The 14,291-nt window shown below is 64.7% G+C and carries 14 protein-coding genes; 8 read left to right on the top strand and 6 right to left on the bottom strand.

The genetic code is table 11. From position 1 onward, the window contains the following. The first annotated feature begins 95 nt into the window (after positions 1-95). The 3 genes from DAEP_RS0102640 (at position 96) to DAEP_RS0102630 (ending at position 3,373) form a co-directional block, all read left to right on the top strand. Positions 96-1,103 carry an ABC transporter permease gene (locus tag DAEP_RS0102640; protein ID WP_008556597.1) on the top strand — a complete coding sequence of 336 codons (1,008 nt, stop codon included), beginning with the start codon at positions 96-98 and terminating at the stop codon, positions 1,101-1,103. Next, complete coding sequence (locus DAEP_RS0102635; protein WP_027243586.1) at positions 1,096-2,067, top strand: ABC transporter permease; 972 nt, start codon at positions 1,096-1,098, stop codon at positions 2,065-2,067. The genes DAEP_RS0102640 and DAEP_RS0102635 overlap by 8 nt, the downstream gene beginning before the upstream one ends. Positions 2,068-2,299: 232 nt before the next feature. Beyond that, complete coding sequence (locus DAEP_RS0102630; RefSeq protein ID WP_027243585.1) at positions 2,300-3,373, top strand: YeeE/YedE family protein; 1,074 nt, start codon at positions 2,300-2,302, stop codon at positions 3,371-3,373. Here the strand turns inward: DAEP_RS0102630 and DAEP_RS0102625 are convergent. From DAEP_RS0102625 to DAEP_RS0102605, 5 genes are all read right to left on the bottom strand, one after another. Further along, positions 3,309-4,589, bottom strand: coding sequence for a DUF3422 family protein (locus tag DAEP_RS0102625; RefSeq protein ID WP_027243584.1), 1,281 nt, complete (start codon positions 4,587-4,589; stop codon positions 3,309-3,311). The genes DAEP_RS0102630 and DAEP_RS0102625 overlap by 65 nt on opposite strands. A 213-nt stretch (positions 4,590-4,802) precedes the next feature. Beyond that, on the bottom strand, positions 4,803-6,230 hold the full coding sequence (locus DAEP_RS0102620) for an NAD(P)(+) transhydrogenase (Re/Si-specific) subunit beta (RefSeq protein ID WP_027243583.1): 1,428 nt from the start codon (positions 6,228-6,230) through the stop codon (positions 4,803-4,805). A 15-nt stretch (positions 6,231-6,245) separates the two neighbouring features. Next, positions 6,246-7,817 carry a Re/Si-specific NAD(P)(+) transhydrogenase subunit alpha gene (locus DAEP_RS0102615; RefSeq protein WP_027243582.1) on the bottom strand — a complete coding sequence of 524 codons (1,572 nt, stop codon included), beginning with the start codon at positions 7,815-7,817 and terminating at the stop codon, positions 6,246-6,248. 138 nt (positions 7,818-7,955) lie between these two features. Then, the gene (locus tag DAEP_RS0102610; RefSeq protein ID WP_027243581.1) at positions 7,956-8,405 is read right to left on the bottom strand and encodes a methyltransferase family protein; all 450 of its coding nucleotides are present in this window, start codon (positions 8,403-8,405) and stop codon (positions 7,956-7,958) included. Between the two features lie 224 nt (positions 8,406-8,629). After that, complete coding sequence (locus tag DAEP_RS0102605) at positions 8,630-9,580, bottom strand: MBL fold metallo-hydrolase (RefSeq protein ID WP_027243580.1); 951 nt, start codon at positions 9,578-9,580, stop codon at positions 8,630-8,632. A gap of 145 nt (positions 9,581-9,725) precedes the next feature. On the opposite strand from DAEP_RS0102605, the gene DAEP_RS0102600 reads away from it, so the two are divergent. From DAEP_RS0102600 to kynA, 4 genes are all read left to right on the top strand, one after another. Beyond that, positions 9,726-10,478: an SDR family NAD(P)-dependent oxidoreductase gene (locus DAEP_RS0102600; protein WP_027243579.1), complete on the top strand. Its 753-nt coding sequence runs from the start codon at positions 9,726-9,728 to the stop codon at positions 10,476-10,478. Next, positions 10,478-10,861, top strand: a complete 384-nt coding sequence (locus DAEP_RS0102595) for an MmcQ/YjbR family DNA-binding protein (RefSeq protein WP_027243578.1) — start codon at positions 10,478-10,480, stop codon at positions 10,859-10,861. Before DAEP_RS0102600 ends, DAEP_RS0102595 begins: the two co-directional genes overlap by 1 nt. An 80-nt stretch (positions 10,862-10,941) precedes the next feature. Then, the gene (gene kynU, locus DAEP_RS0102590) at positions 10,942-12,135 is read left to right on the top strand and encodes a kynureninase (RefSeq protein ID WP_008553945.1); all 1,194 of its coding nucleotides are present in this window, start codon (positions 10,942-10,944) and stop codon (positions 12,133-12,135) included. A gap of 148 nt (positions 12,136-12,283) precedes the next feature. After that, positions 12,284-13,117 (top strand): tryptophan 2,3-dioxygenase, encoded by an 834-nt coding sequence (gene kynA, locus DAEP_RS0102585; RefSeq protein WP_027243577.1) that lies wholly within the window; start codon positions 12,284-12,286, stop codon positions 13,115-13,117. A gap of 33 nt (positions 13,118-13,150) precedes the next feature. On the opposite strand, the gene DAEP_RS0102580 is transcribed toward kynA, so the two are convergent. Then, complete coding sequence (locus tag DAEP_RS0102580) at positions 13,151-13,732, bottom strand: TetR/AcrR family transcriptional regulator (protein ID WP_027243576.1); 582 nt, start codon at positions 13,730-13,732, stop codon at positions 13,151-13,153. Between the two features lie 94 nt (positions 13,733-13,826). Here DAEP_RS0102580 and DAEP_RS0102575 point away from each other — a divergent pair, with 94 nt between their 5' ends. Next, positions 13,827-14,291 carry a (2Fe-2S)-binding protein gene (locus DAEP_RS0102575; RefSeq protein WP_027243575.1) on the top strand — a complete coding sequence of 155 codons (465 nt, stop codon included), beginning with the start codon at positions 13,827-13,829 and terminating at the stop codon, positions 14,289-14,291.

Genomic DNA, 14,291 nt, shown 5'->3' with positions numbered 1-14,291 from the left:
AGCATTGGTTACGTTTAACCGCCTGCTCGTGACATGGATGTGAGGCCCTCCCCGCCTGCTCCGACCTTAATACAAGTTGCAAAGGCGCCCACCTGATGCTGACCTTTACAATCCGGCGGCTGATCCTGGCAGTACCAACACTGCTGTTCATCAGCCTCGTGATCTTCCTGCTCCTGGAGCTCGCCCCGGGCGACCCGATGGCGCAGGTTCCCCTGACCGTCCCCCCCGAAGTCAAAGAGAAAATGCGCGAGGCGCTTGGCCTCGGCCAGCCGATGCATATCCGCTTCTGGAAGTGGCTGGTGCAGTTCTTCTGGATCGAACCGCAGGTTCTGATCGACCATTACCTGGGCACGTCCTTCTCTGCAGGCGACCTCAGGGTGATCTCCTGGCAGACCCGCTCGCCGGTGATGGACATCGTGATCCAGCGGATCCCGCAGACCCTGTGGGTTGTCGGCACCGCCTATGTGGTCGCCATCCTGATCGCGCTGCCGATCGGTATCTATTCCGCCTACCGCCAGTACAGCTGGTTCGACCAGCTCGGCACCTTCGTGTCGATGGTCGGCTTCTCGGTGCCGCCGTTCTTCTCCGGCGTCCTCGTGATCGTCATCTTCTCGGTGCAGCTGGGCTGGTTTCCGTCGATCTATGACACCACCCATGTGGTCGATAGCTGGGACGCCTTTGTCTACCAGCTGAAGCAAATGATCATGCCGGTGATGGTGCTGGCGCTGCAGATCACCGCGCAGCTTTCGCGCTTCATGCGGGCCTCGATGCTGGACAACCTGAACCAGGATTACGTCCGCACCGCCCGCGCCAAGGGCCTGAGCGAATATGTCGTGGTGATGGTCCACGTGCTGCGCAACTCGATGATCCCGGTTGTGACAGTGATTGCGCTGGGGATTCCGTCGATCTTTGGCGGTGCCATCATCACCGAACAGGTGTTCAAGGTGAACGGCATCGGACAGCTGCTGATTGGCGCTATCCAGGCCAACGACCTGCCGATGGTGCAGACGCTCACCTTCATCTTTGCGGTGCTGATCGTGCTGTTCAACCTGATCGCCGACGTGCTGTACGGCATTCTTGACCCGAGGATCCGCTATGACTGACAAGGAACGCTTTGTGCCCGACGAAGGCATGGCGCCCGCCTCGACCGCGGTGCCCGGTGCAGGCGCGCTGGAGGAGCTTCACAACCCGCCGCGCAGCCAGTGGCAGGATGTCTGGGACCAGTTCAAGTCGCACCGCGGCGCGCTGATGGGCGGGGCCCTGTTCCTGTTCATCATCCTGGCGGTCTACCTGGGGCCTTATCTCTGGGACATCGATGCCACCAAGATCGACATCCGCGCCCGCAACCAGGGCCCGAGCTGGGCGCATCCCTTCGGCACCGATCAGCTGGGCCGCGATATGCTGGCCCGGATGATGGCAGGCGGCGCGACCTCGGTCTCCGTGGGTCTGACAGCGATGCTGCTGGCGCTGTTCCTGGGCTCCTTCATCGGGGTGCTGGCCGGCTTCTTCAAAAAGCTGGACGGCCCGCTGATGCGGATGACCGACCTGTTCCTGGCGCTGCCGCTGTTGCCGCTCTTGCTGGTGATGATGCTGTTGTTCCGCGAGCCGCTGAACGCTACCTTCGGGCCGGAACAGGGGATCTTCATCCTGATCGTGGCCTCGATCGGCGTGACCAGCTGGATGCCCACCGCGCGGATCGTGCGCGGCGACGTGCTGGCGCTGAAGGAGCGCGAGTTCGTGATGGCGGCGCGTTCCATCGGCACCACCAACAGCGGGCTGATCACCCGGCACATCCTGCCCAACGTGCTGTCGCCGATCATGGTCTCGGCCACGCTGGGAATCGCCACGGCGATCATCACCGAGTCCTCGCTTTCCTTCCTCGGCCTCGGCTTTCCGCCGGATTTCCCGACCTGGGGGCGGCTGCTGTTTGATGCCACCGACTATCTGCAGCAGTATCCTGAGCGGGTGTTCTGGCCTGGCATGGCGATCTCGCTGACGGTGCTGAGCGTGAACTACCTGGGCGACGGGCTGCGCGACGCGCTGGACCCGCGGATCCGCGGCCGCTGAGGCGGAACGCACGCACACATTCAAATAAAAACATGCCTTCTGGCCGCTTTCCCCAAAGCGGCCAGTTTGTTTTGCAGCCCCCGTGTCCGGCAAGATCAGCATTTTGACCAGGCCGCCCAAGCCGGGAATTTGTCCCGCCCCTGCCCCGGTCCGCAGGCCGCCCGCCGCTTGCCCGGGCGCGAAAAACCCGCCATTGCGGGAAAATGTTCCAAATCCGCAGCTGGAGAGCATCATGTTCGAAACATTCGGCTTTGAAGAGACCACGGCACGGGAAGTTTCCGTTCTGTTTGCGCTTGGCATCGGCGCCCTGTTCGGCGTGCTGGCGCAGCTGACCCGCTTTTGCTTCCGCCGCGCCCTGGTTGGCGAGGACCGCCGCCAGGCTGCCGGTGTCTGGGCAATGGCCCTGGCAGTGGCCGTTGCGGGCACCCAGGCGGCCGTGGCACAGGGCTGGATCAGCTTCGCGGAGCACCGGCTGATGGCGCAGGATCTGCCGCTGCTGGCGATTGCACTTGGCGGGCTGATGTTCGGCGCCGGCATGATCCTGACGCGCGGCTGCGCCTCACGTCTGCTGGTGCTGGCAGGCAGCGGCAACCTGCGGGCGCTTTTGGTCATCGCGGTCTTTGCCATCACCGCCCATGCCACGCTGAAGGGCGTGCTGGCCCCGGTCCGCACCGCGCTTGGCGCGGTCACGCTTCCCGCGGGCGAACAGATCTCCCTTGCTGCCCTGCCCGGCGGCGCACTGCTGTGGAGCGGTGTCATCGCCGCCGCGGCCCTGTTGACCGCTCTGCGCTCCGGCAACCGGGTGCTGACGCTTGCCGGCGCAGCGGCGCTCGGCGTGCTGGTGCCCGCGGCCTGGGTTGGCACCGGCTATGTGCTGTTTGACGAATTCGACCCCATCGCGATGGAAAGCCTGTCCTTCACCGCGCCTGCCGCTGACACGCTGTTCTTCGTGATCGCCTCCAGCTCCATCCCTGCGGGGTTTGGCGCCGGGCTGGCCGGCGGGGTACTGGCCGGTGCGCTGGCCGCCGCAGCGCTCAGCGGCAGCTTCCAGTGGCAAAGCTTCGAAAGCCCCCGCCAGACCGGCCGTTACCTGGCCGGTGCCGTGCTGATGGGCACGGGCGGCGTACTGGCCGGCGGCTGCACCGTGGGCGCCGGGCTGGCGGGCATCCCGACGCTCAGCCTCGCAGCCTTGCTGGCGCTGGCCTTCATCGCAATTGGCGGCCTTGGCATGAACGCCGCGCTCAGTGCAGCTTCTTCCGGATCCGCCGCACGCCCAGCCATACCAGCCCGACAACCGGCAGAGTGATCAGCGCCGTCAGGCTGCCCTTGCTGATATCCAGCGCCGTTGTCAGCGGGTAAAGCGCATAGGCGGCCAGCGACACGGCGTAATAGCTGATCGCCACCACCGACAGCCCCTCGACCGTGTGCTGCAGCCGCAGCGCCATATCGGCGCGGCGGTCCATGCTGGCCAGCAGCGCCTGGTTCTGCGCAGACCGCTCCACATCGACCCGGGTCCGGAGCAGCTCCCCTGCCCTGCGGGCCCGGTTGGCCAGCGTCTCCAGCCGCTTCTCGGTGGATTTAACCGTCCGCATGGCAGGCTCGAACCGGCGCAGCATGAATTCCGCCAGCGTCTGGAACCCCTCGTGCCGCGTCTCGCGCAGCAGGCGGACGCGCTGGTTGACAAGGGCGTCATAAGCCCCCGTCGCGCTGAACCGGAAGGCAGAGCGCGCCGCCATCGCCTCCAGCTCCGCCGAGACCGTCAGCAGCTGAGACAAGGTCTGCTCCGCCGGTGCTGAACCGCCGGTCATCGCAACCATCATTTCGCTCAGGTGAGTGTCCAGCGCGCTAATGGTCGGGGTCAGGCCGCGGGCGCGGGAGAATCCCAGCATCGCCATCGCCCGGTAGGTCTCGATCTCGCACAGACGCTGCACAATCCGGCCGATCCGCTGGCTGCCGGTTTCGGCGTTCGGGAACACCGCAAACCGCATATGGCCCGCCGGGTCGATGCGGAAATCGCCCGCGATCACCGCACTGCCGTCCAGCACCTGCGAAACCACCACGCTTTCCGGCACGAACCACTCCTGCGCCAGCGTCCTGACCGCGGCATCCGCAGGCCGGGGCTCGACCCGGAACATGGTAGAGGTAATGCGCTGCCCCGGCGCCGCGGCCAGCCAGTCCGCCGGGAACACCTCGAAATCCGCCGGATCAAAGGCCCGCGAGCCGGTCCCGTCGCTGTAGACGGTGTAGCTGACGAATTCGGTATGCTGTTCCCACTTCAGCATGTGGCGGCCGATCTGCGCCATATGATGCGTCGCCCCCGGCTGCGGGTGCGGCGCCCCGTGGCGGTCGAGCAGATCCGTCAGATGGTGCAGATCCTGCATCCGGTCGCGGTGTTCGGCCTCATTGGGCTGTTTGACCGCCAGGTACACCACCGTGCAGGGGCTGGACATGGCAGGGAACGGCCGGGCGTGCAGTTCATTGGTCAGCGGATACCGCAGGGGGTGGTCCTGGATCGGGGGCATTCTTGGTCTCCGGGGCAATGCCGGCGACCATAGAATGCTCTGACAAAGATGTACAGAAATGTTTTATTTCAACACGTTAGCGGAATGCAATGGTATACAGAGAGGATATTGAAGGGGGTTCTGCCCCCGGGCTACTTTCCGCCAGAAGAAGGACACGGGAATGAAAAAGGCGCCCCGGTTGGAGCGCCTTTCCCTGTCTTGTCGAGCGATTGCTTACTGGATCAGGCCCAGCAGCGTGTCGAGGCTTTGCTTTGCATCGCCATAGAACATGCGGGTGTTTTCCTTGAAGAACAGCGGGTTCTCGATGCCGGAATAGCCCGTGCCCTGGCCGCGCTTGGAGACAAACACCTGTTTCGCCTTCCAGCACTCCAGCACCGGCATGCCCGCGATGGGGGAGTTGGGGTCCTCCTGCGCGGCAGGGTTCACGATGTCGTTGGAGCCGATCACGATGGCCACGTCGGTGTCCGGGAAATCCTCGTTGATCTCGTCCATCTCCAGCACGATGTCGTAGGGCACCTTGGCCTCCGCCAGCAGCACGTTCATGTGGCCCGGCAGGCGGCCTGCGACCGGGTGGATGGCAAAGCGCACAGTCTTGCCTTTCGCGCGCAGGCGGCGGGTCAGCTCGGCCACGTTCTGCTGCGCCTGCGCCACCGCCATGCCGTAGCCGGGGATGATCACCACGCTGTCGGCCTCCTCCAGCGCCGCGGCCACGCCGTCGGCGTCGATGGCGATCTGCTCGCCGTCGATCTCCATCGCCGGACCGGAGGTGCCGCCGAAGCCGCCCAGGATCACGCTGACAAAGGAGCGGTTCATCGCCTTGCACATGATGTAGCTGAGGATCGCACCGGAGGAGCCCACGAGGGCGCCGACCACGATCAGCAGGTCATTGCCCAGCGAGAAGCCGATCGCCGCCGCGGCCCAGCCCGAGTAGCTGTTCAGCATCGACACCACCACCGGCATGTCGGCGCCGCCGATGCCCATGATCAGGTGGTAGCCGATGAACAGCGCCGCCAGCGTCATCAGCACGAGGGGCAGGAAGCCGCCGGTGTTGAAGTACCAGATCAGGCAGAGGAAGGAGAGGCCCGCGGCGCTGGCGTTCAGCATATGCCCGCCCGGCAGCTTGGTGGCCGCCGAGGTGACCTTGCCCGCCAGCTTGCCGAAGGCAATCACGGAGCCGGTGAAGGTGATCGCCCCGATGAAGATGCCGAGGAACAGCTCCACCCGCAGGAAGGCGATCTCGGCCGGGGTCTTCTTGGCGATCAGCTTGGCGAAGGTGCCGAGGTCCCCGGTGCTGGCAGCCGCCGCCACATTTCCGATCTCGAAATGCGCGATGAAGCCGACGAACACCGCGGCGAGGCCGACCAGCGAGTGCATCGCCGCGACCAGCTGCGGCATCTCGGTCATCTGCACCTTCTTGGCGACATAGGTGCCGATGATCCCGCCGCCCGCGATCAGCAGCAGCGACAACAGCCACAGGCCCGAGCCGGGGCCGATCAGAGTGGCGAAAACCGCCAGCCCCATGCCCGCGATGCCGTACCAGACCGCGCGTTTGGCGCTTTCCTGATTGGACAGCCCGCCCAGGCTGAGGATGAACAGAACAGCCGCAACGACATAGGCGGCGGTGGTGAAACCGTAATCCATGAACTCGGCCCTTCTTTAAGATTTCTGGAACATGGCAAGCATGCGCCGGGTGACGAGGAAGCCGCCGAAGATGTTGATCCCGGCCATGAAGACGCTGAGCGCCGCCAAGAGGATCACCAGGAACGAGCCGGAGCCGATCTGCATCAGCGCGCCCAGGATGATGATCGAGGAGATCGCGTTGGTGACCGCCATCAGCGGCGTGTGCAAGCTGTGCGCGACGCCCCAGATCACCTGGAAGCCCACGAAACAGGCCAGCGCGAAGACGATGAAATGCTGCATGAAGCTGACCGGCGCAAAGAGGCCCACCAGCAAAAGCAGCGCGCCGCCGCCCGCCAGCATCGCGACCTGGCTCTTGGTCTGCGCCTTGAAGGCCTCAACCTCCCTGGCGCGTTTCTCCTCCGGCGTCAGCTCCGGCACCGCGGCCTTGGGCTTGGCGGCAATCGCCTGCACCTTGGGCGGCGGCGGCGGGAAGGTGATCTCGCCCTCGAACGCCACGGTGGCGCCGCGGATCACGTCGTCCTCCATGTTGTGGTTGACCTGGCCGTCCTTGTCCGGCGTCAGGTCGGCCATCATGTGGCGGATGTTGGTGGCGTAAAGCGACGACGACTGCGCCGCCATCCGGCTGGGGAAGTCGGTGTAGCCGATGATGGTGACGCCGTTTTCGGTGACGATCTTCTCATCCGCGACGGTCAGCTTGCAGTTGCCGCCCTTCTCCGCGGCCAGGTCGACGATGACCGAGCCGGGCTTCATTGCGGCGACCATGTCCTCGGTCCACAGCTCTGGCGCTTCGCGGTTGGGGATCAGCGCGGTGGTGATGACGATGTCGACCTCCGGCGCCAGCTCGCGGAACTTGGCCAGCTGCGCTTCACGGAATTCCGGCGAGGACACAGAGGCATAGCCGCCGGTGGCGGCACCGTCCTGCTGCTCCTCCTCGAAATCGAGATAGACGAACTCGGCGCCCATCGATTCCACCTGCTCGGCCACTTCCGGGCGCACGTCGAAGGCATAGGTGACGGCCCCCAGCGAGGTCGAGGTGCCGATGGCGGCAAGCCCGGCGACGCCTGCGCCGACCACCAGCACCTTGGCGGGCGGCACCTTGCCTGCGGCGGTGATCTGGCCGGTGAAGAAGCGGCCGAAGTTGTTGCCCGCCTCGATGACCGCGCGGTAGCCCGCGATATTGGCCATGGAGCTGAGCGCATCCATCTTCTGCGCGCGGGAGATCCGCGGCACCATCTCCATGGCGATCACATTGGCGCCCTTGGCCTTGGCCAGCGCCATGCCTTCTTCGTTCCCGGCCGGATTGAAGAAGGAGATCAGCGTCTTGCCCCTGGCCAGCCGCTTCAGCTCGGCGGCATCCGGCTGGCGCACCTTGGCGATGATATCGGCGGCCTTCCACAGCGCCGCCGCTGTCTTGATGATCTCGACCCCGGCGGCTTCATAGGCGGCATCGGAAAACCCCGCCGCCGCCCCGGCCCCCGTCTCGATCGCGCAGTCATACCCCAGCTTCTGCAGCTGAACCGCAGACTCCGGCGTCATCGCAACGCGGTTTTCACCCGCATATGTTTCTTTTGGTGTTCCTATTCTCACCTTGTCGGTCCCCCTCGTCCTGCCCGTGCCAGCATCCTCTGGGTACGGATCACAATGATTTTCTCTACAATGCGCAAGATTATTGCGCAAGGATTTTGCTGCGTTGCCGCAAAGTCATGCCGCAATGCCGCGTTCCGGTCAGATCCAGCGGCGCACTTTCCGCTCGTACCGGGCCCAGTCGGCGCGGAACGTCCGGCGCATCCTGTCCTCTTCCGGGATGACAAAGCGTTTCTCCAGCAGCCAGAGGAAAACCGGGATCAGTGGCAGCGACAGCACCGCGCCGAACCAGAGGATGAGGCCCGCCAGGATCAGCACATCGCCCAGGTAGATCGGGTTGCGGCTGCGGCTGAAGATGCCCGACTGCACCAGGCGGCTGGGCGTCTGATGCGGCAGGACCGTGGTCTTTTGCCGCCGCATCTCGGTGATGGCGAGCAGCGCCAGGAGCAGGCCGCCGCCCAGCAGGACACCGCCCAGAAACTCTGCCCAGGCGCCGCCGAAGGAGAGCCCGAGCGGAAAATGCCGCGCTTGCAGCCATGCGGCCAGGACACAGCCCGCGAGCCACACGGGCGGCACATCCAGCCACCGCATCAGGCCCTGACTCCTTGCAGAATATGTCCGGAATTCATGCACATCGCGGGCAGTTTTCCCTTATCCGTCCTGGCCGTCCAGACCGGTTCGGCCGGGACTGTAAGAAAAGGACAAAATGCCCTTGGTGCCGCAGAAACGACGAATCTGTTCCGGCTTGCGGCATGATCCTGCACAAATTCACCGGTTTGCCTAAGTATATTTTTGTGTACCGCAGCGGGGCCGGCTCACTCCCACTCCATTTCCTCAAAAACCCGGCCCGCGTTCTTGGTCGCCAGCTCTTCGAAGGTATCGAGCGACTTCCAGCGCTCCTGGTCAACATAGTAGGCGCTGGCGAGGTCACCGCCCGCCTCGATGTGGGCGCCGACCTTGGCCCGTAGATCGGTCAGGTAGTCGAGCGTATAGCGGCGCACCTGCGGCAAATTGGTCGGGTGGCCGTGGCCCGGGATCACATAGGCGGGGTCAAGCGGTTCCAGCTTGTCCTGCCAGGTTTCGATCCAGCACTTGGTGCAGGTGTGCGGAAAGATGGGCAGCATGCGTTCGTGAAAGGCGATGTCGCCGGCGATCAGCAGGTCCCACTCCGGGATCCAGACCTGGATGTCGCCCGGATCATGCGCCGGGCCGAGGTGCAGCACCTGCATCTCCACCCCGCCCAAGGAGAGGTCATAGCGGTCTTCGAACGACAGGTTGGCATGTTCCACCCGCGTCTCCCCCGCCCGGTCCTTGTTGTAGCCGCGCATTTGCTGCAGAATCTGGCCGCTGTTTTCCTGCGTCTCGGCAATCGCCTCGGCATGGGCCAGCACATCCACCCCCTGATCCCGCCAGTAGCCGTTGCCCAGCATCGCGTGGCCCTGGCCGTTTTCGTTGATCACCAGCACAACAGGCTGATCCGTCACCTGCTTGATTTCGTCGTGCAGCGCTTTGGCCAGCGCGTCGGAGGCGCCGGAGTTCACCACCACCACGCCTTCTGAAGTTACGATGAAGGAAAGGTTGTTGTTGTGGCCTGCATTCTCATAGGTCGGCGGCGCGGTGGCGCCGATGGCGGAGAAGACATGCGGGATCACCTCCACCGGTTTGGAATACAGCTCGGACTGCGGGTACTGGTCGGCGATGTCTTCGCTTGCCTGCGCGGCAAGGGGCATCAGCAAGGCGGCGCTGAAGGCGGCAATGGCTTTCATCGGAAATCTCCCTGAAGGTTTGCAACGACATTCACACATGCGAATGTGACTGTAAACGCCTGTCCCATGCGGCGTGACGGCACGGCGGGGTTGCCAGAGGCTGCGGCCCGGCTAGGCTGCCTGCAAACAGGGAGGCCGGGGAAAGATGACATTGCAAGGCAAACACGCGCTGGTTACGGGCGGCGGCACCGGGATCGGGCTGGCGATTGCTCAGGCTTTGGCCGCTGAGGGCGCGCAGGTCACCATCACCGGGCGCAGGCAGGAAGTTCTGGACGAGGTTGCCACGGGCGGCCTGCATCCGCTGGCGATGGATGTGCGCAGCGAGGCGGACGTGGCGGCTAAGGTGGACGCCGCAGTGGCGGCGCGCGGCCCGGTTCAGATCTGCGTTGCCAACGCCGGCATTGCCGAAGGCGCGGCCCTGCACAAGACCTCGATGGAGTTCTGGCGCAACATGATGGCGACCAATCTCGACGGCGCCTTCCTCACCATCCGGGAGTGTTTCAAGTCGATGCGGGAAACCGACTGGGGCCGGGTGATCACCGTGTCCTCCATCGCCGGGCTGCGGGGGCTGAAGGGTGCGGCCTGCTACTCTGCCACCAAGCACGGGATGATCGGCCTGACCCGGGCGCTGAGCGAGGACTACCTGGGCACGCCGTTTACCTTCAACGCACTGTGCCCCGGCTATGTCGACACCCCGATTGTCGAGCGTAACGTCACCGCGATCTCACTACGCGCAGGCATGAGCGCGGTGGAGGCAATGGACGTGATGGTGAACGCCAACCGCCACAAGCGGCTGATCGAACCCAGTGAGGTCGCCGCCGCTGCGCTGTGGCTGTGCGGGCCCGGGTCGGGATCGGTAAACGGCCAGTGCATCGAAATCGCGGGTGGGCAGACCTGATGGACCGGGAGGCTTTCAACGCCTTCTGCGCGGGCTTTCCGGCGTCGGAGCACGTTGTGCAATGGGGCAATGCAGACGTCTGGAAGGCGGGCGGCAAGCTGTTTGCGGTTTGCGGCTGGGCCGACGGCAGGGATGCCTTCACCTTCAAGGCCGGCGACATCGCCTTTGAGGTATTGCAGGAGCGCCCCGGCGTCCGCCCGGCGCCTTATCTGGCGTCGCGCGGGATGAAGTGGCTGCAGCAATTTGATGACGATGGCCTTACGGACACGGAGCTGAAGGAACAGATCACCCTGTCCTATCAGATGGTCACTGCGAAGCTGTCCAAGAAGAAGCGCGCAGAGTTGGGCATCCCGGAGCCGCAGCAAACGCAGGACGGGCGCTAGGCACTGGACAGAATGGCGCGGATGCGGTAGCAATCCCGAAAAGCTTCAAGCTTAAAATACCCACTGCACGCGAGGCCCCGATGACCGATTTTGCCGCAACCAAGGCGATGTTCGACCTGCCTGAGGGCGTGATCTATCTGGACGGGAACTCGCTGGGCCCGCTACCGCGCGCTGCAAAGGAGCGCGTCGGTGCGATGATGCAGGACGAATGGGGTCAGATGCTGATCACCGGCTGGAACAAGGCCGGCTGGATGGACAAGCCCAGGGCGCTGGGGGACCGGATCGGGCGGCTGATCGGGGCGGAGCCGGGCCATGTGGTGATGGGCGACACGCTGTCGATCAAGGTCTACCAGGCGGTTGCCTCGGCGCTGGAGCTGAATCCGGGCCGCAAGGTGGTGCTGTCGGACAACGGCAACTTTCCCACCGATCTGTACATGGCCAGCGGGCTGCTGAAATCGCTGGGGCCGGACTATGAGCTGCGGGTGGTGGATCCGGAGGCGGTCGAGGACGCTATCACCGAGGACATCGCGGTGCTGATGATCACCGAGGTGGACTACCGAACCGGCCGCAAGCACGACATGAAGGCGCTGACCGAAAAGGCCCATGCCCATGGCGTGCTGACGGTCTGGGATCTGGCCCATTCGGCGGGCGCCATCCCGGTGGATCTGGCCGGGTGCAAGGCCGATTTCGCGGTCGGCTGCACCTACAAGTATCTCAATGGCGGCCCCGGCGCGCCGGCCTTCATCTATGTCTCGCCCCGCCATGCAGAAACCGCCCGCCCCGCCCTGTCGGGCTGGCTGGGGCATGAGGCGCCTTTTGCCTTTGACCTCGACTACCGGCCCGGCAGCGGCATCGACCGGATGCGGGTCGGCACCCCGCCGATCCTGCAGCTGACCGCGCTGGAGGCGGCAATGGACGTCTGGGACAAGGCGGACATGGACAGCGTGCGCGCCAAGTCCATCGAGCTGTGCGATCTGTTCATCGCCGGGGTGGAAAGGGCCTGCCCCCAGCTGGAGCTGGCCTCGCCCCGCGATCCGGCGTTCCGCGGCAGCCAGGTGTCGTTCAAATTCAGCGAAGGTTATGCCGCGATGCAGGCGCTGATTGCCCGCGGCGTGATCGGCGACTTCCGGGCGCCGGACATCATGCGCTTCGGCTTTACCCCGCTCTACATCGACGAGGGCGACGTGCGCGCCGCGGTGGAGATCATCGCCGATGTGATGGCAAACGCTTTGTGGGACCGCCCGGAATACATGGTCCGCCACGCGGTCACCTGATGCGCCGCACCCGCTCATCCCATCTGCCGCTTTGCCGCCCGGCGGGCTGGGTCGCGCTGTGGCGCCGCCTGGCCCAATGCGGCACCCTGAACCGGAGGACGCATTCCCTTCCCTGACATATACTGACTTTAGGAAAAGGAATGAGCCGATGACCCAACCCTATGATCCCGCCGACGACGGCGCCCAGATGTCCTTTGACGGGCGCATGTCCTATGGCGATTACCTGTCGCTCGACATGCTGCTGAACGCACAGAAGACATGGACCAATACCCATGACGAGATGCTGTTCATCATCCAGCACCAGACGTCCGAGCTGTGGATGCGGCTGGCCATCCACGAACTGACCGCCGCCCGCGAACAGCTGCTGGCCGGCAAGGCGCACCATGCCTTCAAGATGCTGGCCCGCGTGGCGCGAATCTTTGAGCAGCTGAACTCAGCCTGGGACGTGTTGCGCACCATGACGCCGTCGGATTACACCGCCTTCCGGGATGAGCTGGGCCAAAGCTCCGGCTTTCAGTCGTACCAGTACCGGCAAATCGAACTCATGCTGGGCAACCGCAACAAGGCGATGCTGCGCCCGCACGCCCACCGCCCGGACATCCTGGCGCTTCTGGAAGCCGAGCTGGCACAGCCGTCGCTCTACGACGTGGCATTGAAAGCTTTGTCGCGGCACTTCCCGTTGCCGGAGGAAGTGCTGAACCGGGATGTGTCCGGCGCCTATGTGCCGCATGAGGCCGTGCAGGCCGCCTGGACCGAAGTCTACCGCGACACCGAAACCCATTGGGAGCTGTATGAGCTGGCGGAGAAGCTGGTGGATTTCGAGGATTACTTCCGCCGCTGGCGCTTCAACCACGTGACCACGGTGGAGCGCGTCATCGGCTTCAAGCGCGGCACTGGCGGCACCGGCGGCGTCAGCTATCTGAAACGGATGCTGGAAGTGGAGCTGTTCCCCGAGCTCTGGCACCTGCGCACCGAACTGTAAGGAACGCGCAGGCCGGTGCGTTCGGCCCGCCCCTTAGCGCGGCGTCAGCCCGGCCCCGATCAGGGCTGCCAGCTGGCGCACACTGGCCTGATAGGCGGAAAAATCCGCGGCGGTTTGCTTGATGCCTTTGAGGGAAGCGCAAATCGTCTGCGCGATCACCGCGGCATCCCCGGGCAACGCCGCCAGCCCGGCCTCTGCCTGCTTCTGCAGCCAGGCGGCGTAAAGCCCGCGCAGGGCCGCCTCGCCCGCCTCAATCTCCTCACCCGCCACGCTCTTGGTGACCTCGAACAGCTCCATCCCGTGGGGCGAGGCCATCATCGACTCGATCGCTTCGCCGCCCTGCCCCCGAAAGGCGGCCAGCAGGCGGTCTGTCAGGGTGCCTTCGGAGGCCAGTCCGGTCCGGACGTTTTCCGCTGCATTGCCGTAATACGCGGCCACCAGCGCCCGGAAGATCGCTTCCTTGTTCTTGAAGTGCAGATAGAGCGCCGGGCGCGACATGCCTGCCCCCTTGGCGATGTCGTCCATCGAGGTCTTGCGGAACCCATAGGTGGAGAACGCCGCCCAGGCGGCCTCAAGGATTGCCTGCTGTTTCGGGTCTGTGCCTGCCATGTTCATAAACTTGCTTCTGACATTATCTGCAAAAAATGTCAATTGACACACTGACACTTTCGATTACATTTGTCAGATACCCAGCAAAGGAAGACACGCCATGTCCACCACGCTTCGCATCAATGGAAAACCCCATCAGGTGGACCTGCCTGATGACGTCCCCCTGCTGTGGGTGCTGCGCGATGAGATTGGACTGACCGGCACCAAGTTCGGCTGCGGCGTGGCCGCCTGCGGCGCCTGCACCGTGCATATTGATGGCACGGCGGTGCGCTCCTGCCAGGTGGCGCTGTCGGATGTCTGGGGCGAGGTGACCACGATCGAGGGCCTTGGCACGCCGGAGGCGATGGCTGCGATCCAGCAAGCCTGGGTCGAGCATCAGGTGGCACAGTGCGGTTACTGCCAGTCCGGCCAGATCATGCAGGCGGCGAGCCTGCTGGCGGAAAATCCGTCCCCCTCGGATGCGGAAATTGACGAGGCGATGCAAGGCAACCTGTGCCGCTGCGGAACCTACCCGCGCATCCGCGCCGCCATCCACGCCGCCGCCCAAAAGATGCAGGAGGCGTAA

The organism is Leisingera daeponensis DSM 23529 (genome assembly GCF_000473145.1).
In the GTDB taxonomy this organism is placed as follows: Bacteria; Pseudomonadota; Alphaproteobacteria; order Rhodobacterales; family Rhodobacteraceae; genus Leisingera; species Leisingera daeponensis.
Note: the sequence above shows the minus strand (reverse complement) of the source record. Positions and strands in the feature narration are given on the sequence as shown.

Bases quoted from the DNA above. Each gene is read 5' to 3' on its own strand.
- DAEP_RS0102640 (WP_008556597.1), top strand. From the start codon at position 96: ATGCTGACCTTTACAATCCGGCGGCTGATCCTGGCAGTACCAACACTG.
- DAEP_RS0102635 (WP_027243586.1), top strand. From the start codon at position 1,096: ATGACTGACAAGGAACGCTTTGTGCCCGACGAAGGCATGGCGCCCGCC.
- DAEP_RS0102630 (WP_027243585.1), top strand. From the start codon at position 2,300: ATGTTCGAAACATTCGGCTTTGAAGAGACCACGGCACGGGAAGTTTCC.
- DAEP_RS0102625 (WP_027243584.1), bottom strand. From the start codon at position 4,589: ATGCCCCCGATCCAGGACCACCCCCTGCGGTATCCGCTGACCAATGAA.
- DAEP_RS0102620 (WP_027243583.1), bottom strand. From the start codon at position 6,230: ATGGATTACGGTTTCACCACCGCCGCCTATGTCGTTGCGGCTGTTCTG.
- DAEP_RS0102610 (WP_027243581.1), bottom strand. From the start codon at position 8,405: ATGCGGTGGCTGGATGTGCCGCCCGTGTGGCTCGCGGGCTGTGTCCTG.
- DAEP_RS0102605 (WP_027243580.1), bottom strand. From the start codon at position 9,580: ATGAAAGCCATTGCCGCCTTCAGCGCCGCCTTGCTGATGCCCCTTGCC.
- DAEP_RS0102600 (WP_027243579.1), top strand. From the start codon at position 9,726: ATGACATTGCAAGGCAAACACGCGCTGGTTACGGGCGGCGGCACCGGG.
- DAEP_RS0102595 (WP_027243578.1), top strand. From the start codon at position 10,478: ATGGACCGGGAGGCTTTCAACGCCTTCTGCGCGGGCTTTCCGGCGTCG.
- kynU (WP_008553945.1), top strand. From the start codon at position 10,942: ATGACCGATTTTGCCGCAACCAAGGCGATGTTCGACCTGCCTGAGGGC.
- kynA (WP_027243577.1), top strand. From the start codon at position 12,284: ATGACCCAACCCTATGATCCCGCCGACGACGGCGCCCAGATGTCCTTT.
- DAEP_RS0102580 (WP_027243576.1), bottom strand. From the start codon at position 13,732: ATGAACATGGCAGGCACAGACCCGAAACAGCAGGCAATCCTTGAGGCC.
- DAEP_RS0102575 (WP_027243575.1), top strand. From the start codon at position 13,827: ATGTCCACCACGCTTCGCATCAATGGAAAACCCCATCAGGTGGACCTG.